Origin of the sequence: Pseudoalteromonas aurantia (assembly GCF_005886875.1) — a bacterium.
In the GTDB taxonomy this organism is placed as follows: domain Bacteria; phylum Pseudomonadota; class Gammaproteobacteria; order Enterobacterales; family Alteromonadaceae; genus Pseudoalteromonas; species Pseudoalteromonas aurantia_A.
Window position 1 is genome coordinate 96,559 of record NZ_PNBY01000028.1, and the last position, 21,032, is coordinate 117,590.

Sequence of the window (21,032 nt, forward strand, 5' to 3'; positions counted from 1 at the left end):
TAAAGAATGCGCAGGATGTGCAGGAACACTCGACGGAATAGCGGGAAGTGGATAGCCAGGTAGGTGAAGGGAACACAGGACGTGTAAAAGGATGAAGGCAGGGATGATGATCGGGTCTTTATGGATGTATACCCGTTCAGGGGATGATGAATAGGATGGCTTCACGCAAGGTATAGGATACCGAGCATGGATGTAGTCAGATTAGGGCGCACACTGGTTGCGCCTTAGTTTTTTTCTGTAAAAATGTCACTATCTATAATTTACGCTAGTTTATAGAACCTACTGTACAAGCTCGCCGAGCACACAATTGCCATTAGTTTTTTTTGATAGGCTCAATACTTTCTAGTAGCTTTTTTTGAGCTTCTAAAATTGTGATGTTTGCTGTGTCGATAATGACTCTTTCGCTACTCCATTTTGTGTATTCGCGTTGTGATACGCTTTCCCAGTTTGGCAGCATCAAATTAGGAATATCAGTTTTCCTTGATTCTACTCGGTGACGGTGTTGCTCGGTATCGGTACAGACAATCTCAATATCAATATATGGAATGCCACTTTTCTTTGCAACGTGCCACCATTGCACGCGTGATTCTATGACTGGGTTAGTCGAGTCTGCGACAACATGCTGGCCTAACGCTAAATTATCTTTCGCCAATTGAAAAGCAACTTGGTAACCATGGTCATATATATCTGTAATACCCGTATTACGCATAGTTTGTTCAATACTATCAATACGTAAGTAAACAGCATTTAAGTGTTTTACTAAAAACTTGGCTAAGGTACTTTTACCTGTCGCAGGTAAACCGGAAAATATATATAACAAATATGCCTCCTCAATCAGCAGTTGAGTCAAACTGTGTTGGTTGTGTTTATGTGTACCATTCGTTCTTTTCTAACCAAAAAATTTTACCAAACCCCGCAATAAATCGAATTCTTACGATGGAAATGCGCCAAATGTTAAAGTCGTTTAAGGTCATGTATTCTTGTGCAGACGGATACTTCTCAACAAACGCGTTTAAATATGGCGCACTCTGTATTTTGGGGAGTTTGGTTGCATCGCCAACTAAGGTGAGCCTGGCTGTTTGCGGATCATCATCACTGGTTTGATTGAAAACGGTCAGAGACAGGGCGTTATTGGCGGCGAGGTTTTTGGCATGTTGAGCGATATCACTAATATACAGGTAGACGTTATTATCATCGTTACAAACAAACTGTACCGTCGATCCGAAAGGGTAACCTGCTAGGGTTTGAGAGTGTGTAGATAATACGGCTACAGAACTAGAAATTAATTGGTTTTTTGCTTCAATAAGCGCTTGATCACGCATGATGTTCGTCGTTCGTTAATAGTACAGACACGTTATCATAAAAATAATGTGTCTGCTGTCAGTATAGCTGTGTTTTTCTCATAAAGCCGTTCTGTATATTACCTAAAATCGTTTATTTATAGGTGATCCATACCTTAATTGACTGTTGAAACGGATTTGATGATATTTTCACATTCATGATGGCTCATAAACACGGGGACTGGGTAGTCAGGGTGTGCTTCATTGAGAGCTGCACGTGCGAGATTTTGAATATCTTCAGCTTTTATTTCAGTAAAGGAATTGGGAATTTTGCACTGTATTAACAGTTGCTCTATGGCATTGAGTGCGTCATCTGCCTGACGCTCAATTGGGTGAATACGGGAAGTTAGTTGGCAGTGCCTGGCTATCAGTGCCATACGGCTTTGTATTCGCTCACCATACCACCGCAAGACGGGCATTAATAATATTGCGTTAGCGAGGCCATGAGGGGTGTTGTAGTTAGCACTAAGTTGATGGGATATGGCGTGTATATAGCCAACGGAAGTGCGTGTGAATGCTTGCCCCGCGTAAAAAGCAGCGCTAAGCAGTTGTGAACGGGCATAACTGTGCGTTGCTTCTGAGTAAGCCGTTGGTAGGTTGTCAAAAATAAGCGCACAAGCTTCTAACGCGCGATTTTGGCTGAACGTCATGCAATTAATACTCAATAGTGCTTCTATCGCATGTGTCAGTGCATCAATTGCTGTTGTCGCAGTAATGTGAGGTGGTAAGCTGGTGGTGAGTTCTGGCAGTAATACGGCGTGATGTGGGACCAACACAAAGTCAGTTGCTGCATACTTCAAATGCGTATTTGGGCAATTCACCACAGCAGCAACGGTGGTTTCTGAGCCAGTGCCAGCCGTTGTCGGGATGGCAATGTTTGGGGGTAATCGCTTCAGTACTTTGAAAAGTCCTTTAAATTCAGTGATCGCTTTATTTGGTCTGACTGCTTTTGCACCGATTAATTTGGCACAGTCAATAACTGAGCCGCCCCCAACACTGATGATTGCTTGGCATTGGTACTTTTTATATAGCGCAAAGCCCTGTTGTACATTTTCGATCGTTGGGTTAGGCAATACTTGGTTGAATATCATCACATTTAATTTTTGGCGCTGCACCTCTGATATGATAGATGTGGGTATGCCCAGTTCCTGCAATGTACGGTCAGTGATCAGTAAAACATAACTTTGCTCCGTCAGCTGTAATGCTTTTATAGCGTTAGTCAGTCCACTTTTGTTTTTATGTAGTTGTGGATTGGGAATACCGATAAAGATAACAATACATTTTAAGATGAAATGATAGAGACGGTATAGAAAAAACATGGCAACCCAGTGCGGTAGATAGATGCACTAACTGTAGCACACGACATCATGGAGCGTACTTGGCTGTAAAAATGAGTTTATGAAATGAGTATAGAAGAGTGTAGAAAAACAAAAAGCCGCTTTATAAAAGCGGCTTTTTGCTATGAATGGCTAGCTTAGCTAAAGCTTACTGAGCGACGTTCTTTGTTTTCGCCATCGCGACGTGGAGCGCGTTTGTCACCACTTGAGCGTTTACGGTCACTACGGTCATTTCGACGCTCTGAACCTGCTTGGTCAGCGTTATGTGTGCTTTTAGTCAGCTTCATAGGACGCTTACAGATCACAACGTTGTTGAAGTGACTTAGTACATCACTTGGCATGTTCTGAGGTAACTGTACTGTACTGTGCTCGTTAAATAGGCGAATATCACCAATGAACTTGCTTGAAATATCAGCTTCGTTTGCGATTGCGCCTACGATGTTTTTAACTTGAACACCATGGTCACGGCCTACTTCGATACGGTATGTATCCATAGGGCCTTGACTGCTGTTACGTGGGCCACGTTCGCGCTCAGGACGCTCACGACGTTCACCATTACGCTCACGACCACGACCTTGACGGTCATTACGCTCACCACGACGGTTGTTGTCACGACGGTCATCGCGATCACGACGTTCACGCTGTTGAATCTTAATATCTTCAACTTTAAGTGGCGTTTGCTGTTGTGCTAAACATAGCATAGCACCCGCTAACTGTTCTTGAGAGAGCTCAAGCTTTTCAGCAAGACCTGCCGCCACTTCGTTAAAGAAGTTAATGTCTTTGTGTTCAAGGGCATTAGTGAGCTTCGTTTGAAGTGCAGCGATACGCTTTTCTTCAACGACTTGTGCACTTGGTAATTCAACTTCAGTAATTTCTGACTTTGTGTGTCTCATAATATTACGTAGTAAGTAACGTTCATTATGTTTCACAAATAAGATAGCTTTACCAGTACGACCAGCACGACCAGTACGACCAATACGGTGAACATAAGCTTCACTGTCTTGTGGAATATCGTAGTTGATAACTAAGCTTAAGCGATCTACATCTAGACCACGTGCTGCAACGTCTGTTGCAATAACGATGTCTAGTAAGCCACTCTTAAGGCGCTCAACAGTACGCTCACGCGCTTGTTGGTTCATGTCACCATTAAGTGGTGCAGCAGAAAAACCTTGTTGCTCAAGTAGCTCAGCAAGTTGAACTGTATCGTTACGAGTACGAACGAAAACAATTGCACCTTCATACTGTTCGGCTTCTAAAAAGCGAACAATCGCTTTGTTTTTGTGTACACTTGCACGCCAAAAAACCTGTTCAACAGATGATACTGTCGAGTTGCGAGCTGAGATATGAACTTGCTCAGCATTGTCTAAGTACTTAGAACAGATAGATTGTATTTGCTTAGGCATTGTTGCTGAGAACAAACAAGTTTGTTTATTTTCAGGCGTTTTTTCCATGATGTTTTCTACATCATCGATAAAGCCCATGCGTAACATTTCATCAGCTTCATCTAATACTAATGCTTTAAGATCAGATAAGTTGATTGTTTTACGGTTAATATGGTCAATTAATCGACCTGGCGTAGCAACGATAATCTGTGCACCACGACGTAGAGCACTTAGTTGAATACCATAGCTTTGGCCACCATAGAGTGCTAATACTTCGACACCTTTGGTAAATTTAGCATATTGTTCAAACGCCTCTGCCACCTGAATGGCAAGTTCGCGTGTTGGTGTTAACACCAATATTTGTGGCTGCTTCGTAGCCGGGTCAATATTATTTAATAGTGGTAATGCAAATGCTGCAGTTTTACCTGTACCCGTCTGCGCTAGTCCCAGTACGTCCTTTCTTTCTAGCAATAACGGTATACATTGAGCTTGGATCTCAGATGGTGTCTTATATCCTTGCTCTTCGACTGCTTTTAAAATTGCAGGAGAAAGATCTAAAGATTTAAACGTGACTGGTTCTGACATTAATGCGCCTCAACGATTTTAAAGAGGCGCGCATTGTATAGGAAAAGACTAGCAAATGCTTGTATAAATTAGAACTAATTTATATGTACTTGATGTTGTATGTTTTTTAATCAGTGGTTTTTTCGGTATTTAACATACCGTTTACGAATACGCGCATTTACTGGTTTCACACAATTTTACCTTATTTTAGCTATATAGCCCTAATTCTGCTTTTGCATAGGCTTCGAATTCGGTAAATCCACCAATATGGTCTTGGTCAATAAATATTTGAGGCACAGTTGGACAAGGTTTACCTGCAGACTTCTCTAGGTCGGCCTTTGACACATTTTCTTTGATAATGTCGACATAACGATAGTTGAAATCATCACGATCAGTTTTTAATTTTTCTGCGACTTCTTTAGCACGTACACAAAATGGGCAGCCTTCACGGCCGAATATTACTGTAAACATTAATTCTACTCTCTTTAAGTTTCTTTGGAATAGGCTTAAGTTTAGTGCTTTTTGATAGATTGAAAAGCGGGTTAAAACGATAGGGGTAATCGGTTTTTTAAATGCCCAGATATAGGCCACAGTAGCTATGGCCTATATTTTCTCAAAGTGAGTTAGAAGGTGACACTGAAACCAATAGACGGGCGCAACTCAAAGTCATCCTCTTCTTCTTCGATGTACAGATCATTGACGGATTTAACTTTATCGTAATCCAAATCAATACTGCTGACGTTCTTTTGTCCATAAGCATTCATCAGCTCAAGAATTAATTTTCCATCTAAACCAAATAATTGAGTCTTGCGTTCAAAGCGGATATCTAAGCGATGATATAAATCATGCCTTTTAGAAAATGAATCGCCATAGACGGGCAAAAAGCGATTGTCGAAATCAGGGTTTTCACGTACACCGACAATCGGTGTGTAGGCTTGCCCACTGCGCGCGGTAAAATTAAAGCCACCTTCCCAAAGTTCATTTATTTCATATTGAAATACGGCATTAAACACTATGGGTGTATCTGCATAATAGTCTTTGGTTACATGGTCGCGGGTATTAGTTCGTTCACTTTTTGCATAGCTTAATGACACCCAGCCATACCACTTGTCCGTCTTATTTTTATTGATGAGTAAGTCAATACCGTACGCTTCCCCTTCAACTTGGTTACTATATAATAGATGTACATCAGATGCATTGGTATCAATGGCCAGTGGTAGGTTATCCATGGTCTTATGATACCCTTCAATAGACCATGACCACTCATCAGCAAGTTCTTGACTAAAGCCGAGCGTAATGTGATCAGATGTTTGCGATTCTAAATTGGGGTTGCCTACATCTGGTGCAATATGGTTGATGTTTTGCATTCTGTTATAACGACCAAATTTAGCTGAAATGGTACTTTGGTCGCTAAGGTAGTAATTCAGCGCGATGCGCGGCGTTACAAAGCTCTCGTCGGTGTACTTGTTATGCTGCCACTGGCCACCCAATTCGCTTTGCAATTGCTCATTGATTTGCCAGACGTGCGTCAACCCAATAAACCCAGTATTGACATTAAATTTTTGTTTTCCCGTGATCCGCGCCCCTTTTTTGATGTCACAATCAGGGTCAAACTCGGTACATACATATTGAAACGTATCGTAGTTATAAGATGTTTCATTATCATAATACGCCATATCAGTGATCATGCGGTGTTGCTTATTAATACGATAATTCAGTTGTGCTTTGTATGTGTATTGTGTCTCAGATTCTTCTTCGAAAAAACCATTACTCAAACTTGCGCGTTTGCCATACTCAAGCTTACCTGAGTGCTTTAGTGCACCAACTGCCATTCTTAAATGAAAACGTTTGTTATAGTGGTCCCATAATACATTTTGGCTATTGAACTCCCTGATATAAACGGCGTCACCTTGAAATTCAGGGGTTTTCTGGGCGAGTTCTGCCCGTTCATTAAACCCTGCAGCAGCAGAATCTTCTGCACCCGTAAAATTAAATGTCAGGGTATTATTGTGATTGATATCCCATAACCATTTACCCTGATAATCATGGTCATCGGGCGCTTCGTTGATTATCACGCCAGAAGGTTCGCCATCATCACCTTCAAGCTCTTCTCCTTCGGAAAAAAAGAGTGGCAGTGTACTTTTACGCGCCGAAAAGTAAAAAGCAGTATGCTCAGTTGCTTGTCCTTCGACAAATATACCTGCGTTAAACATGGTGAAATCAAGGGTGGTGGTAATAGGTTGATATTTTGGGTTACGCAGTGTGACATCGAATACCGCGCCAGTTGCATTACTATACCCTGCGCCATAGCCTGCTGAGTAAAGTTGAAAGTCTTGAATAATGTGGCGATTGAAAATAGAGCTGCCAAAATCATGAAAGATATAACCTGCAGGCATAAAATCTACTTCAAAAATATTATCACTGGGTGAAGAGCCTCGTACGGCGGGCTCTGCCATTGAACCACCCGCTGCTACAACGCCAGGTAAAGAGTAAACTGCTCGCAGTGGATCGCCCATTGCGCCAGGCATGGCAACGAGTTTTTCGGTATTTTCGGTAATTTCACTGGTGACGCTGCTCCGTTTGTAAAGTACTTCTATATGCTCTATTTGAGCTTGCTGCGCGTGTGCAATACTTGAAAATACCATGCACATCATAATGGGTGATAAAACGAAAGAGCGCTTTGCGTGCGTAATTTTTTCCATGTTCTGGTCCCTGTGCTGTATATGAATCAACGATGAATTTCAGCAACAGTGTAACCAAGTAGAGTGTATAAGTGTTTTAGCTTTGGGTAAGAAACTGTAGGGTTGAGCTACAGTTTCTTACAGTCGTATTTTTATACCTAATTCACTTGAATAGCCGATAGAGCGCTCTACAACTTTCAGGTGTTCATCAATCACGTAATAGGTTGGGTATGCTTTTACCTTAAAGTTTTGCGCCGTTATGTGATCTCCAAGTAAAACAGGCATAGATAAATTTAACCCTTGTGAAAATTGACGGACCCTTTGAGGGGTTGCGTAGTCGAGCGCAATAGCAACCGCGTTGAGGTCTCCATTTTTATGTAACTTATCTAAATTAGGCATGCTGTATTTACAGATACTACACCATGGGGCAAAAAAGTAGATAACCGTTTGCTGACCTTTTAATGATGATAAGTCGATACGCTGATCTGCGTCATCTAGCCTTGGGAGGGAAAAGTATGGTGCGGTTTGTTTACCATTATCTGCAAGCATGCCAAGCTCTTGGGTCGCAGAGATAGCGGTAATGGTCAAAAGTAATAAACCAATTTGTATGATGTATTTAAACATAAGGTACATGGGTTATGAATTTTAGGGCAGCTTAATACAAACAGACCGAGTAAATCGAATTATTTTCTCACTGTGTTTATGTATAAATTTAACTAAATGCTACACCGCTATTAGGGTAAGGGCGTTTATAAATTATGACTAAATACCATCATAGGATCAGGGTAACTTGATCCTATGATGGTATTCGTACTGGATTGGCGTTTACTTACTCACCCAAATAACGCTTTGCTTTTTGTGGCTTCAGCTTTTCTAAGTCAACTAAGACGAGTCCATCGATACAGTTATTAAAATCAGGATCAATACTAAAGCTGAGAAAGTTTGCCCCGTCATGGTCACATATTTCAGTGTATTGTTTGAATAGCGTTGGCACTTGCGCACCCATATTCGCCAGAATATGTTTGAGTTCTGCAAAATCTTCTTTTACATCTGCACCGTGGAATAAGCTTTGATAATGCGTTAGTTGCGCATTCGATAATTTATATTCGTTATTAGGCTGTGCATGGTTCGTTAGGCGCGCAAAGTAATGTTGATAGTGATAAACCAACATGGCTTTGGCTTCATCAGGAAGTGAGTTAGATAAGCTGACCGCACCAAATAGGTATCGGTGTTCAGGGTAGCGTTTAACGAACGCACCAATGCCATACCATAAATAGTCGAGGCTTTTTCTGCCCCAGTATTTAGGTTGAACAAAGCTTCTGCCTAGTTCAAGGCCTTGTTCAAAGTAAGGCTGCATTTGCTCGCTATAACTAAATAAACTATCTGTATATAACCCTTGCTGCCCATGTTCTTCAATAACATGCTTGGCACTAGCAAGCCGATATGCACCAACAAGTTCCAGTTGTTCTGTATCCCAAAGTACTAGGTGTTGATAATGCATGTCGTAGCGGTCGATATCGCGCCTTTTTCCACTGCCCTCGCCAACAGCACGAAATGCAATTTCTCGCAGGCGACCCAGCTCTCTAAAAATGACAGAGCTCCCCTGATAATTATATAAGTATATTTGCATACCATCTTGGGTTTGCCCGAGTAACTCGCATTCTTTAATGGCTTTTTTGAGTTCTTTCTTACATTCGGGCACTGCAATTGGGCTTTGCGTTTTCAACGGGAGCGATTTTTTGCTGTTTAACCGATAGAGCTGTTTACGAATAAGGCTGACAACTTCTTTATCTTTTAAGTTCTCGATTAAATACGACTCGGGCGGAATACTTGCACCAATTTCAAACTCCAAAGATTTCTGGCGTTGTTTAAACATCTCTTTGACTAAAAGTAAACTGGCCAAAGGCTTGTATATCATTGATGTACCATAGAATAATGGACTGTTTTTGGCTTTAATGAAAATAGGCAAAATCGGACAGTTTGCTTTTTTTGCAATGCGTAAGAATCCAGAGTTCCATTTACAGTCCTTGATCCCAGTGGCACTCAATCGTGACACTTCGCCAGCGGGGAAAATAAGCAAAGCGCCTTCTTGTTTTAAATGCAGCTGGATATTGGCCAACTCTTTTCGACGACTGGTGCCTGAAAGATTATCGACTGGTAATAATAAAGAATGCATCGGGGTTACCGACATCAACATCCGATTAGCAACAACCTTTAAGTCGGGCCGAACTTTTGCAATGACCCGAATGAGTGCCAGTGCATCCAAAGAACCGATAGGATGGTTTGCTACAATAACAATACTGCCTTCACTGGGTATATGCTCAACTTGTTTAGGTTTGAAGCGTGCATCGAAGTCTAGCTCGTCAAGTACTTGCTCAACAAATTCAATACCTTGCAAGTGTGGGTAAGCATCGGCAAAAGCAATAAACTCTTGTTCATGAAGTAAATATCCTAATCCTTTTTTTACTAAGCCTTTTACTTTTGGGGAGTTTTCTAATTGTGGTAAATTTGCTTCAATGACTTTATCGACACTTATCATGGCTGGCTCTGTTGGTGTACGCAATGACCACAGAGTAAGAATATCTTGTGACAAGCCTGTTGCAAAGTTCTGTCATTTATATGACAGCTACCATGCCGAACTTACTATGAATGGTTAAATGATAAGACTAGAATGGCACATCACTTTTTTTAGAGAACATTCGATGACAGTATTAATATGCATAACGGGGCGAGACAATAGTAAATTAGAGCAAAAACTCCGTGCCTCTTTGCCTGGTGTTGAGATATCACAGTGGCCAAATTGCTCAAATTTGGCGGCAGTTGAATTTGTCATTGCATGGAATGCACCTGACGAATTGTGGCCTCAATTGCCAAATCTAAAAGTTGTACAATCATTTGGTGCTGGTGTTGATGGCATTGCTTTGAAACAACTCCCTCAACATGTGGCTGTGACACGTATCGTAGATACTGGACTGGCCGATGATATGGCTGAATATATATTAACGCATGTCCTAGCGCATAAGTTAAGATTACGGGAATATACGCGCAAACAAAATCAACAACAATGGAAGTCACGGCGCGTGAAGGCATATAATCATGTTGGCATTTTAGGGCTGGGTGAATTGGGGTTGGCTGCTGCGAGTTCTTTACGTAATAACAACTTTATTGTGAGTGGTTGGTCAAGAACACATAAGGAAGTTGACGGTATAAATTGTTACTATGGACAAAACGCTATTCATCAATTTCTCGAGAATTTAGACTATTTAGTGTGTCTTCTTCCGTTGACAACGCATACCTCAGGAATATTAAATCGGGTTGTATTTGAACAATTACCCAATGACAGTGTTTTAATAAATGTGGCGCGTGGACAGCACTTAGTGGATGATGACTTACTTTGGGCACTTGATAACCATCAGCTTGCTGGCGCAACATTAGATGTGTTTAACGCAGAACCGCTTAAGCCTGAGCATCCTTTTTGGCACCACCCACTGATCACCATAACACCTCATTGTGCCGCAATTACAGACTTGGCGACAGTATGTGATCAAATCGTCTTTAATATTAATGCACACTTTTCAAAGCAGTCATTGAAAAATCAAATCGACAAAGCCATCGGGTATTAAATACTGTATAAAAAAACACCTTGAGACATTTGAATACATTCAGTAGGGTAGAAGGCATAAATAATTATAATAATAAGAAGGCGTTAACGATGAAAAGTAAACAAAGCGGAGCTAAATTATCACTGGTCGTCTTATCGGTCGTGCTTTTAGGTATTTCTGCGATGTTTACACAAGCAACGTAATACGCATTTTGGCAAAACGCGAGGTATTATTCGTCTAACGTTTTGCGTAAATCTCTTTTGTTTGTGTTTTTTGTTCATCGTTTTTCTTTAACAAAACATACGTTGAGCCGTTGCCGCCGTGGCAACGCAGTGCTGAATGAAAACAGAGCACTTCCGGTATTTCTTGAAGCCACTTATTAATATAGCTTTTCAATATAGCGGGTACGGGTTTACTGTTTAAACCGATGCCGTGGCGCAGTAACAGTGCCCGTACGTTACTGCTGTGACAATCAACAATGAATTCAAATAAAGCGTTGCGAGCGTTATGAAAGCGTCGACCGTGTAGATCTATCGTTGCATCTATTTGGTATTTTCCCAGCCGCAGCTTTTTATACACGCCTTCTTGTACACCGGGCTTTTTAAATGCAAGGACATCGTGTGGGTTGAGTAAGTCGACGTACTCTGTCGATAAGAAATTAACGTCTAATGAGAGTGCTTGCTCTGCAGCTTTACGTTTTTCGAGCTGAGCAATGGTGGGTTCTACTTTTATTTGAGCAAGTTCAGCTTGGTTACTTTTTGCCAAAGGAACTACATCGCCCATAGATGCTAAAAATAGTTCTTCATCAGTCATAGCCATACGAAACCCTTTAACTGCTGTGTATGGCTATGATTTTAGCGTAGTTCAATTGGCTTGACTACTGACTTAGATTTAATTGTCCAAATGTATACACTTTAAATAGATAAAATGTATTAATTAATATGAGGCTTAAATTAGAAACCACACTGGTATTAACCAAGTCCAGACTAAACGAAAGAAACAAAAGGCTACATGCTGCCACTGCGGCAACGCGTAAAAGGGTTAAGTGATTGATAAAAAAGGCACCGAAGCCCAGTATTAACAATACGGTATTTAAGAGCCAGTCGAACTCGTAATGCATGGTCTGTTTGGTTTTCCATGGTTGATTAAAGGAGCGCCATTATGGTGATCCTTTAACCGAGTATCAAACGAGTATTTTTACATATTTCAGATTAGTTTTTTTAATTCAAAATGTATTTATAAATCACAGAGAAAATCCCCTTTTGTTCGATGATTTGGTACTTTTGGCAGGTTTTTGGGTCCACTCGGTCTCCACAAAGATATAAGGTATTTCGCTCTAACGCTGGCTGTGGGTAAAGGGTTGAGTCAAGTAGAACTGGGTCAACACCAGGCAGACCTGGCCAGTATATGCTTTGCGCTACTAAGCCAAGCTTTTCATAGGTGAGTAACTTTGGTTTTGGGAAGGCGATAATAAAAATTACCAAGATACCCATTATTAGCCATTTAGCTTTACTACGGCTTTTTTCTTCAACAACAGGTGTGCTATGTGTGACTGTGTTGTTGGCCGTTGGGTTCGTTCTCTTCTGAGTAGGACGGCGGTTAGGGCGTTTACCTTGCGCTTGCCCCAGTAAAGACTGTTTTTTTGCTTGCTTTGACATTCCTGTGTATGGCCTTTTGGTTGCAGGACTCTATAATAGATCTATTATGTTTATAATAGCTTATTTTAGTTTGGCAGCATACGGGAAAGGATAATGGAACAGCAAATCTCAATTTTAATCGTCGATGATGTAGGAACTGTTCGCAGCTTTTTGCACCAAACACTCATGCATTTGGGCATTGATCATGTAAGGGAAGCATCAACAGCAACCCAATGTATTAAAGCGTGTGAAGAGCAGCATTTTGATATTGTATTTTTAGATATTGAGTTACCTGATGGGGATGGTAAAGAGATAATTGCACAACTCAATCAAATTAATGCGGATATTAATGTGGTTATGGTATCGGCGCACTCAACAGTAGATAACGTCAAAGATGCGATAGAGCGAGGTGCTAAAGGATTTGTGGTTAAGCCTTTTTCTCCTAAGAAAATAGCTGCAATGCTTAAGAAGTTTTACCCTGAACTTGAATTAACCTGAATAACAGAGACAAAAAAACCGACTTTCGTCGGTTTTTTTAATTCACAATAAAATCAAAAATTATAGAGCTTTGATTTTAGCATTCAAACGGCTCTTATGACGAGCTGCTTTATTTTTGTGAATTAGACCTTTAGCTGCGTAACGGTCTAGAATTGGTGTAGCGGCAGCGAAAGCTTCAGTTGCAGCTTCTTTGTTACCAGCTTCAATAGCAACTAATACTTTTTTGAAGTAAGTACGCATCATTGAACGACGGCTTGCGTTGTGTTGACGGCGTTTTTCGCTAGTGATAGCGCGTTTTTTTGCAGACTTGATGTTAGCCAAGGTTTGCTCCTAACAATCTTAAAATAAGCTTAATTTAAAGGCCGAGGAATATGCCTGTTTTATTGGCAAAAGTCAACATATATTGACTACCAAGACCTTTGTCTCTTCGTAATTGTAACCTGTGGTGACGAAAACCTTGGCTTAATGCGTTTGGCGATCAATTTTAACAGGTACATGAACCACAAAAATACGGTGTGAGTTTCTCGCATCCAGTGATTAATGCTCGTAGTGTATCAAATCTTAATTCTTACACCTAGTGTTAGATATAGATATTTTTCTAATTCAGGCAAAGCTCATACTGATAATGTCAACATAAGCAAAAGACTATGGCATAATTTACGTGTTTTTTATTTTTGGAGCATACAGTGGCGAAGGGGTTATTTAAATCAGGCATGATAGTGAGCGCCATGACGATGATTTCAAGAGTGATGGGTTTGGTAAGAGACGCCGTGGTTGCAAATTTATTAGGTGCAGGCCTAGCAGCAGATGTTTTTTTATTTGCTAATCGGATCCCAAACTTTTTACGTCGATTATTTGCTGAAGGTGCATTTGCGCAAGCGTTCGTTCCGGTATTGTCTGAGATTAAAGAACAGCATGGTGATGACAAAGTACGAATTTTTGTAGGTCAAGCTGCAGGGACACTGGGCACTATTTTGTTGTGTGTAACATTACTTGGGGTCGTTGGCTCACCTGTTATTGCCGCATTATTTGGCACTGGTTGGTTTATTGAGTGGTGGCAAGGTGGAGAAAATGCAGAGAAATTTGAGTTGGCCAGTACACTATTAAAATTTACTTTTCCTTACTTATTTTTTGTCAGTTTAGTCGCGCTCAGTGGGGCGATACTGAATGTATACAATAAATTTGCTGCTGCCGCGTTTACACCGGTACTCCTTAACATTGCAATAATCAGCTGTGCTATCTTAATGCATAACAATTTTGAGAATGGCGCATATGCATTAGCAATAGGCGTATTTGTTGGGGGGGTAGCACAGCTTTTATTTCAAGTCCCGTTTTTGTTACGCATTGGCATGTTGCAAAAACCAACTTTTGCATGGCACTCTCCAGAAGTAACCAAAGTACGAAAATTGATGCTTCCTGCGATGTTTGGTGTGTCTATCAGCCAAATAAATCTGTTGCTAGACACTGTAATCGCGTCACTGTTGGTCACAGGGTCAATCGCTTGGCTTTATTATTCTGATCGTTTGATAGAGTTTCCTCTCGGGTTATTTGGCATTGGGATTGCGACGGTTATTTTACCTACCTTATCCAAATTGCATGCTAATAACGCTGCCGAAGATTTTCAAGTGACATTAGATTGGGGAGTGCGCTTTGTGCTCTTTTTGGGTTTCCCTGCTATGGCTGGGCTTATGGTTATAAGTCCATTAATTATTACTGTGTTGTTTGATCACGGCGCATTCTCTACGGGAGAGGTTGACCATGTTAAAGCGGTGAGTCTTGGGGTGGTTGCTTATTCTGTAGGGCTCGTTAGCTTTATGTTGATCAAAGTACTTGCACCAGGGTTTTATGCTCGTCAAGATACGAAGACACCCGTCAAAATTGGTATTGTTACCTTGATATTAAACATGGTGTTTAATATTGCGCTAGCGCCTTTCATAGGATATTTAGGTTTAGCATTGGCCACATCACTTTCGGCCAGCTGTAATGCATATCTGTTATATTACCACCTAAGAAAACGCAGTGTGTTTACTGTGTCCTCATTTACGTACTGGTTTGCTTTGAAATGTATTGTCGCCTCCATCGTAATGGGGCTTAGTGTGTGGTATGTCAGTGGGCAATTTAATTGGCACTCTTGGGTGTTTATTGAACAGGTTGGCTTGCTTGGTACTTTATTAGTGTTAGCCATGGCACTCTATTTTTTTATTGTGTTTGTACTTGGGGTGAGAGTAAAGACAATTAAAGATGTGAGACTGTGAGATGCAGGTGTTCGCATTTTTAAGCAACTTGGGTATAATCGGGCACTTTGAAGATTAACGCAATTAAGGCGATGACGTAATGCAGCTGATCAGAGGCATCCATAACATTCGACCCCATCATTTTGGTTGTGTGTTAACGATAGGTAACTTTGATGGTGTGCACTTGGGACATGTCGAGGTTTTAAAAGGCCTTGTACAAGATTCTAAGCGCTATAATTTGCCTAGCACAGTCATGTTATTTGAGCGTCAGCCGCAAGAGTTTTTTGCCAAGGATAAAGCACCGGCAAGGTTAACTCGGTTAAGAGACAAGTTAGCGTTATTAGCAAAGCTCGATATTGACCGGGTGATTTGCGTGAGTTTTACGCAACAATTTGCTCAGCAAAGCGCAGAATACTTTGTTGAGCACATATTAGCTGAAAAGCTTGGGGTGAAAGCCTTAACAGTCGGTGATGACTTTAAATTTGGTCATGCACGTCGAGGTGACTTTAATATGCTGAAAGAGATCGGCGAATCCGTCTCTATGCATGTGAAAAGCACGGCAAGTTTGCGCCGCGATGACTGTCGAGTAAGTAGTACTTTGATAAGGGCTGCGCTAGCAAAAGGTGATTTAGATACCGCGCATCGAATGCTAGGTCACACATATACCATTGCCGGTCGAGTTATCCATGGCTGGAAAAAAGGCCGAGAGCTTGGTTTTCGCACTGCGAATATTGCGTTAAAGCGCCAAGTGATCCCCGTTCAAGGGGTTTTTGCTGTTCGGGTCAATTTAAATGGCAAGCAGTACAAAGGTGTGGCTAACGTTGGTACTAAACCAACGCTAAATGGTACCAAGGCCTTGTTAGAGGTACACCTATTTGATTTTAACCAAGATGTTTACGGACATTTTATGCAAGTGGAGCTGGTTAAAAAGCTCCGCGATGAACAAAAATTCGATACATTGCTGCAGTTAACAGCACAAATAGCAACAGATGTTGCTGATGCTAAGCAATGTTTTAATTTTAAGTAGCCGATACGGAAACTAGGATAAATGAGCGACTACAAACACACTCTGAATTTACCGGAAACTGAGTTTCCAATGCGTGGTAACTTAGCGCAACGCGAACCAAAAATGTTGAAAACTTGGTACGAACAAGACTTGTACGGTCAGATCCGTAGCGCGAAAAAAGGTAAGAAGCCATTTATTTTGCATGATGGCCCTCCGTACGCGAATGGTGATATTCACTTAGGTCACTCGGTAAATAAGATCCTTAAAGATATTATTATTAAGTCGAAAACACTATCTGATTTTGATGCGCCGTATGTACCTGGATGGGACTGTCATGGTCTGCCGATCGAGCTACAGGTTGAGAAAAAAGTGGGCAAGCCTGGTAAGAAAGTAACGGCTGCCGAGTTCCGTGAGAAATGCCGTGCTTATGCGCAAAAGCAAGTTGAAGGTCAAAAAGCAGACTTTAAACGCTTAGGTGTGTTTGGTGACTGGGACAAACCTTATTTGACGATGAACTTTGATTTTGAAGCGAACGCAATTCGTGTGTTAGGTCGTATCATCAAAAGTGGGCATTTGCATAAAGGTGCAAAGCCTGTGCATTGGTGTACTGACTGTGGTTCAGCATTGGCTGAAGCGGAAGTGGAATATCAAGATAAACAATCTCCAGCAATTGACGTAAAGTTCGACTTTGTAGACCAAGCTGCGGTAGTTGCTGCGTTTGATTTGGCCGAAGGTCATGAAGGTGAAGGCTGTGTAGGTACTGTGATTTGGACTACGACGCCATGGACGTTACCGGCAAACCGTGCGGTTGCTGTACATGAAGCATTGGAATATGCACTTGTGCAAGTGGAAGATGAAGGTAAAGTACAACGTTTAATCTTAGGTTCTGAGCTGGTCAAAGATGCAATGGATCGTTTTGGCTTTAACCACTTTCACGTATTAGGATATGTAAAAGGCCAAGCCCTTGAGCACCTTCGAGTTGCGCATCCATTTTATGATTTTGATGTACCGGTGATTGTTGCTGAACATGTTACTACTGACTCCGGTACTGGGGTTGTACATACAGCACCAGGTCATGGTCAAGAGGATTTCAGCGCCGGTTTGGCTTATGGGTTAGAAGTGGCAAACCCAGTTGGCGCAAATGGTGTTTATTTCCCTGATACGCCATTATTTGGCGGTCAACATGTGTTTAAGGCTAATGCGAGTGTGATTGAAGTGCTGAGTGAAAAAGGCGCATTAATGCATCACCATGCGTTGCAACACAGCTATCCACATTGCTGGCGCCATAAAACGCCGATCATTTTTAGAGCAACACCGCAGTGGTTTGTGAGTATGGATCAGGCTAACTTACGTCAAGACTCTTTAAATGAAATCGCCAAGACGCAATGGCTACCTGAGTGGGGCGAAAACCGTATTGCAAACATGGTTGAAGGACGTCCTGACTGGTGTATCTCTCGTCAACGTACTTGGGGAGTGCCAATCGCACTATTTGTAGATAAAGACACTGGTGCGCTACATCCAAAGACGGAAGAATTTATTGAGCAGGTTGCTGTTTTAGTTGAAGGCAAAGGTATTCAAGCCTGGTATGACTTAGATCCGGCAACGCTATTAGGTGACGACGCTGAGCAATACATGAAAGTGCAAGACACTTTAGATGTGTGGTTTGATTCTGGTGTATCACATGCGTGTGTAGTGGATGCACGAGAAGAGCTTACAGGTCCAGCAGACCTATATCTTGAAGGTTCAGATCAGCACAGAGGTTGGTTCATGTCGTCAATGATGACTTCGGTTGCCATTAATGGTCATGCACCTTATAAACAAGTGCTGACTCATGGTTTCACTGTTGATGAAAACGGCCGTAAGATGTCAAAGTCTTTAGGTAATGTTATTTCTCCACAGAACATTATGAACAAGCTTGGCGCAGATATTTTACGTTTATGGGTTGCTTCAACTGATTACACGGCTGAAATGACGGTATCAGATGAAATATTTAAACGTTCTGCTGACCGTTATCGTCGAATTCGCAACACGAGCCGTTATTTATTGTCCAACTTAAGTGGGTTTAATCCGGCGACAGACTTAGTTGCTGTAGAAGAAATGGTTGAATTAGACCGTTGGATTGTATCTCGAGCCGCGCAATTGCAAACAGAAATTTTGGAAGCGTATGATAACTACCAAATGTTGGTAGTGACTCAGAAGCTAATGAACTTCTGTACCGGTGAGCTTGGTTCATTCTATCTAGACGTGATTAAAGATCGTCAGTACACAGCGAAGAGTGATAGTCATGCACGTCGTTCATGTCAATCTGCGCTTTATCATATTGCAGAAGCAATGACGCGTTGGATGGCACCTATCATGAGCTTTACAGCACAAGAAATTTGGCAAGCATTGCCAGGTGAGCGCGGTGAGTTTGTATTTACTGATGTATGGTATGAAGGTCTGAACGGTGTTACTGAAGGACAGCTTAATAATGAATACTGGCAGGGTTTACTTGCTGTTCGTGATGAAGTGAACCGTGTACTAGAGAATGCACGTAAAGAAGAGGTTATTGGTGCTACGTTACAGGCAGAAGTGACTCTTTATACCAATGGTGATTTAGCCGAGGCTTTACAGAAGGTAGGCGATGAGCTGCGTTTTGTATTGTTAACATCGAAAGTGACAATTGAATCTTTAAATAACAAGCCAGAAGATGCTATTTCCTCTGAAATAGAGGGACTGTTTATTACCGTTGCAGCAACCGATGCTAAAAAGTGTGAGCGTTGTTGGCACTATTGTGATGATGTTGGTAGTCATGAGACACATACTGATATTTGTGGCCGTTGTATTACCAATGTCGAAGGTGACGGTGAACAGCGTCAATTTGCGTAGGAGTATAATGTGACCGACTCAACTCAGAAAAGTGGTTTAGTTTGGTTATGGCTAAGTCTACTGCTATTTGCAGTAGACTATGTTACCAAAGCAGCCGTAATGGATAGTATGAAGCTTTATGAGTCAATTGAGCTACTGCCATTTTTTAATTTTACCTATATGCATAATTATGGTGCGGCATTTAGTTTTTTAAGTGAGGCGGGTGGATGGCAGCGCTGGTTTTTAAGTAGTATAGCCGTTGCAATCAGTGCCTTGTTATTATATTGGTTACGTAAATTGCCCGCTAATAACTGGGTTTTATGTGGTGCGTATTCGCTTGTTTTAGCTGGTGCTATTGGTAATTTAGTAGACCGGTTAGTACATGGCTATGTAATTGACTTTTTGCACTTTTACTATCAAAACTGGCATTACCCTGCATTTAATATTGCAGACATGGCGATTGTTGGTGGTGCAGGTCTATTATTATTTGATGCATTTAAAGGTGACTCTTCTCAGGAGAAAAAATCGTGAGCGAACAAGTTATAGGTTCTCAATCAGAGGTGCTTTTTCACTTTTCAATAAGGCTTGAAGATGGCTCAGCAGCAGATTCGACTAAAGTTCATAATAAGCCTGCAAAGTTATTTATGGGTGATGGCAGCTTAACGGAAAACTTTGAAAAGTGTTTATTAGGTTTGGTTGTTGGTGACAGCAAGTCATTCGAGTTGGAACCAGAAGATGCGTTTGGACAACCTAACCCTGATAATATCTACTATGTTGATCGCAGTAAATTTGGTGCCAATACACCCGCTGAAGTGGGTAGTATTATTGCGTTTACACAACCTGATGGTACTGATTTACCAGGGCTTGTGCGTGAAGTTGCAGGAGATTCTGTCACGGTTGATTTTAATCACCCTTTGGCGGGCCAAAAGGTCACATTCGAAGTGGATATTCTCGAGGTGAGTAATTAATGGATATCTTATTAGCCAACCCAAGGGGCTTTTGTGCGGGGGTAGATCGTGCAATAAGCATCGTGGAGCGTGCGCTAGATATTTTTGAAAGCCCGATATATGTTCGTCACGAAGTGGTGCATAACAAATATGTTGTGAATGGCCTTAAGGCACGTGGTGCGGTATTTGTTGAAGAGTTACATCAGGTGCCCGACGATAGCATTGTTATTTTTAGCGCACATGGTGTTTCTCAGCAAGTGCGTCAAGAAGCAAAACGACGAGAGCTTAAGGTCTTTGACGCCACGTGTCCGTTAGTGACTAAAGTTCATATGGAAGTAACACGAGCGAGTCGTAAGGGCACAGAGTGTATCTTGATAGGTCATCACGGTCACCCAGAAGTTGAGGGGACTATGGGGCAGTATGCCAATGATGATGGTGGAATTTATCTTGTAGAGACGCCAGAAGATGTCAGCGTATTAGAGATAAAAGATCCGAGTAATGTATTTTATTGTAGTCAAACGACGTTGTCTGTGGATGACACCGCTGATGTGATTGATGCGCTCAGAAGTAAGTTTCCTGAAATACATGGCCCGCGTAAAGATGATATTTGTTACGCAACTCAAAATCGTCAAGATGCAGTACGAGACTTAGCTGACAAAGTTGACGTGTTACTGGTTGTTGGCGCAAAAAATAGCTCGAACTCAAATCGCTTACGTGAACTTGCAGATAAAATGGGCACGACGTCATACTTGATTGATGATGCCAGCAGCATGAGCGAAAGTTGGTTTGATAACATTAGCAGTGTGGGTGTCACTGCGGGGGCATCAGCACCTGAAGTGTTAGTGCAGCAGGTTATTACGCGTTTGAAAGAACTTGGGGGGGAAACTATCATTGAGAACCCAGGTGAAGAAGAAAATGTCGTGTTTGCTGTGCCCATCGAACTTCGCTAGCAAAGAA

The 21,032-nt window shown here is 41.6% G+C and carries 20 protein-coding genes; 8 read left to right on the plus strand and 12 right to left on the minus strand.

What is annotated here, in order from left to right; genetic code table 11:
- Positions 1–313 precede the first annotated feature (313 nt).
- From CWC18_RS06535 to CWC18_RS06570, 8 genes are all read right to left on the minus strand, one after another.
- A complete protein-coding gene (locus CWC18_RS06535) occupies positions 314–820 on the minus strand; it encodes an AAA family ATPase (protein WP_249348091.1) in 507 nt (168 codons plus the stop codon).
- A 46-nt stretch (positions 821–866) separates the two neighbouring features.
- On the minus strand, positions 867–1,322 hold the full coding sequence (locus tag CWC18_RS06540; protein ID WP_138674951.1) for a HugZ family protein: 456 nt from the start codon (positions 1,320–1,322) through the stop codon (positions 867–869).
- A gap of 134 nt (positions 1,323–1,456) precedes the next feature.
- On the minus strand, positions 1,457–2,659 hold the full coding sequence (locus CWC18_RS06545; RefSeq protein WP_138674952.1) for an iron-containing alcohol dehydrogenase: 1,203 nt from the start codon (positions 2,657–2,659) through the stop codon (positions 1,457–1,459).
- Positions 2,660–2,814: 155 nt separating this feature from the next.
- Positions 2,815–4,644, minus strand: coding sequence for a DEAD/DEAH box helicase (locus tag CWC18_RS06550; RefSeq protein ID WP_138589614.1), 1,830 nt, complete (start codon positions 4,642–4,644; stop codon positions 2,815–2,817).
- A gap of 186 nt (positions 4,645–4,830) precedes the next feature.
- Positions 4,831–5,094 carry a GrxA family glutaredoxin gene (locus tag CWC18_RS06555; RefSeq protein ID WP_138674953.1) on the minus strand — a complete coding sequence of 88 codons (264 nt, stop codon included), beginning with the start codon at positions 5,092–5,094 and terminating at the stop codon, positions 4,831–4,833.
- A 152-nt stretch (positions 5,095–5,246) separates the two neighbouring features.
- On the minus strand, positions 5,247–7,325 hold the full coding sequence (locus CWC18_RS06560; RefSeq protein ID WP_138674954.1) for a TonB-dependent receptor plug domain-containing protein: 2,079 nt from the start codon (positions 7,323–7,325) through the stop codon (positions 5,247–5,249).
- A gap of 117 nt (positions 7,326–7,442) precedes the next feature.
- Complete coding sequence (locus tag CWC18_RS06565; RefSeq protein WP_138589617.1) at positions 7,443–7,928, minus strand: TlpA family protein disulfide reductase; 486 nt, start codon at positions 7,926–7,928, stop codon at positions 7,443–7,445.
- Positions 7,929–8,133: 205 nt separating this feature from the next.
- Complete coding sequence (locus tag CWC18_RS06570) at positions 8,134–9,843, minus strand: GNAT family N-acyltransferase (RefSeq protein ID WP_138589672.1); 1,710 nt, start codon at positions 9,841–9,843, stop codon at positions 8,134–8,136.
- 163 nt (positions 9,844–10,006) lie between these two features.
- Between CWC18_RS06570 and CWC18_RS06575 the strand changes: the two genes are divergently transcribed.
- Positions 10,007–10,927: a 2-hydroxyacid dehydrogenase gene (locus CWC18_RS06575; RefSeq protein ID WP_138674955.1), complete on the plus strand. Its 921-nt coding sequence runs from the start codon at positions 10,007–10,009 to the stop codon at positions 10,925–10,927.
- A gap of 216 nt (positions 10,928–11,143) precedes the next feature.
- On the opposite strand, the gene smrA is transcribed toward CWC18_RS06575, so the two are convergent.
- From smrA to CWC18_RS06590, 3 genes are all read right to left on the minus strand, one after another.
- On the minus strand, positions 11,144–11,725 hold the full coding sequence (smrA, locus tag CWC18_RS06580) for a DNA endonuclease SmrA (protein WP_138589619.1): 582 nt from the start codon (positions 11,723–11,725) through the stop codon (positions 11,144–11,146).
- A 58-nt stretch (positions 11,726–11,783) separates the two neighbouring features.
- The gene (locus tag CWC18_RS21415) at positions 11,784–12,026 is read right to left on the minus strand and encodes a hypothetical protein (RefSeq protein WP_138674956.1); all 243 of its coding nucleotides are present in this window, start codon (positions 12,024–12,026) and stop codon (positions 11,784–11,786) included.
- A gap of 100 nt (positions 12,027–12,126) precedes the next feature.
- On the minus strand, positions 12,127–12,564 hold the full coding sequence (locus CWC18_RS06590) for a hypothetical protein (protein WP_138674957.1): 438 nt from the start codon (positions 12,562–12,564) through the stop codon (positions 12,127–12,129).
- Between the two features lie 93 nt (positions 12,565–12,657).
- Between CWC18_RS06590 and CWC18_RS06595 the strand changes: the two genes are divergently transcribed.
- A complete protein-coding gene (locus tag CWC18_RS06595; protein WP_010362280.1) occupies positions 12,658–13,041 on the plus strand; it encodes a response regulator in 384 nt (127 codons plus the stop codon).
- Between the two features lie 60 nt (positions 13,042–13,101).
- Here CWC18_RS06595 and rpsT read toward each other — a convergent pair whose 3' ends face one another.
- Positions 13,102–13,362 carry a 30S ribosomal protein S20 gene (rpsT, locus tag CWC18_RS06600; RefSeq protein WP_010362279.1) on the minus strand — a complete coding sequence of 87 codons (261 nt, stop codon included), beginning with the start codon at positions 13,360–13,362 and terminating at the stop codon, positions 13,102–13,104.
- A 365-nt stretch (positions 13,363–13,727) separates the two neighbouring features.
- Here rpsT and murJ point away from each other — a divergent pair, with 365 nt between their 5' ends.
- The 6 genes from murJ to ispH all read left to right on the plus strand — a co-directional run bounded on the left by murJ (position 13,728) and on the right by ispH (position 21,025).
- Complete coding sequence (gene murJ, locus CWC18_RS06605) at positions 13,728–15,296, plus strand: murein biosynthesis integral membrane protein MurJ (RefSeq protein ID WP_283235293.1); 1,569 nt, start codon at positions 13,728–13,730, stop codon at positions 15,294–15,296.
- 79 nt (positions 15,297–15,375) lie between these two features.
- Positions 15,376–16,302, plus strand: a complete 927-nt coding sequence (ribF, locus tag CWC18_RS06610) for a bifunctional riboflavin kinase/FAD synthetase (RefSeq protein ID WP_138674958.1) — start codon at positions 15,376–15,378, stop codon at positions 16,300–16,302.
- Positions 16,303–16,323: 21 nt separating this feature from the next.
- Positions 16,324–19,149, plus strand: coding sequence for an isoleucine--tRNA ligase (ileS, locus tag CWC18_RS06615; RefSeq protein WP_138589622.1), 2,826 nt, complete (start codon positions 16,324–16,326; stop codon positions 19,147–19,149).
- Positions 19,150–19,158: 9 nt separating this feature from the next.
- A complete protein-coding gene (gene lspA / locus CWC18_RS06620) occupies positions 19,159–19,659 on the plus strand; it encodes a signal peptidase II (protein WP_138589623.1) in 501 nt (166 codons plus the stop codon).
- Positions 19,656–20,096 (plus strand): FKBP-type peptidyl-prolyl cis-trans isomerase, encoded by a 441-nt coding sequence (fkpB, locus tag CWC18_RS06625; RefSeq protein ID WP_138589624.1) that lies wholly within the window; start codon positions 19,656–19,658, stop codon positions 20,094–20,096. Before lspA ends, fkpB begins: the two co-directional genes overlap by 4 nt.
- Positions 20,096–21,025, plus strand: a complete 930-nt coding sequence (ispH, locus tag CWC18_RS06630) for a 4-hydroxy-3-methylbut-2-enyl diphosphate reductase (protein WP_138589625.1) — start codon at positions 20,096–20,098, stop codon at positions 21,023–21,025. The genes fkpB and ispH overlap by 1 nt, the downstream gene beginning before the upstream one ends.
- The last annotated feature ends 7 nt before the right edge of the window (positions 21,026–21,032 follow it).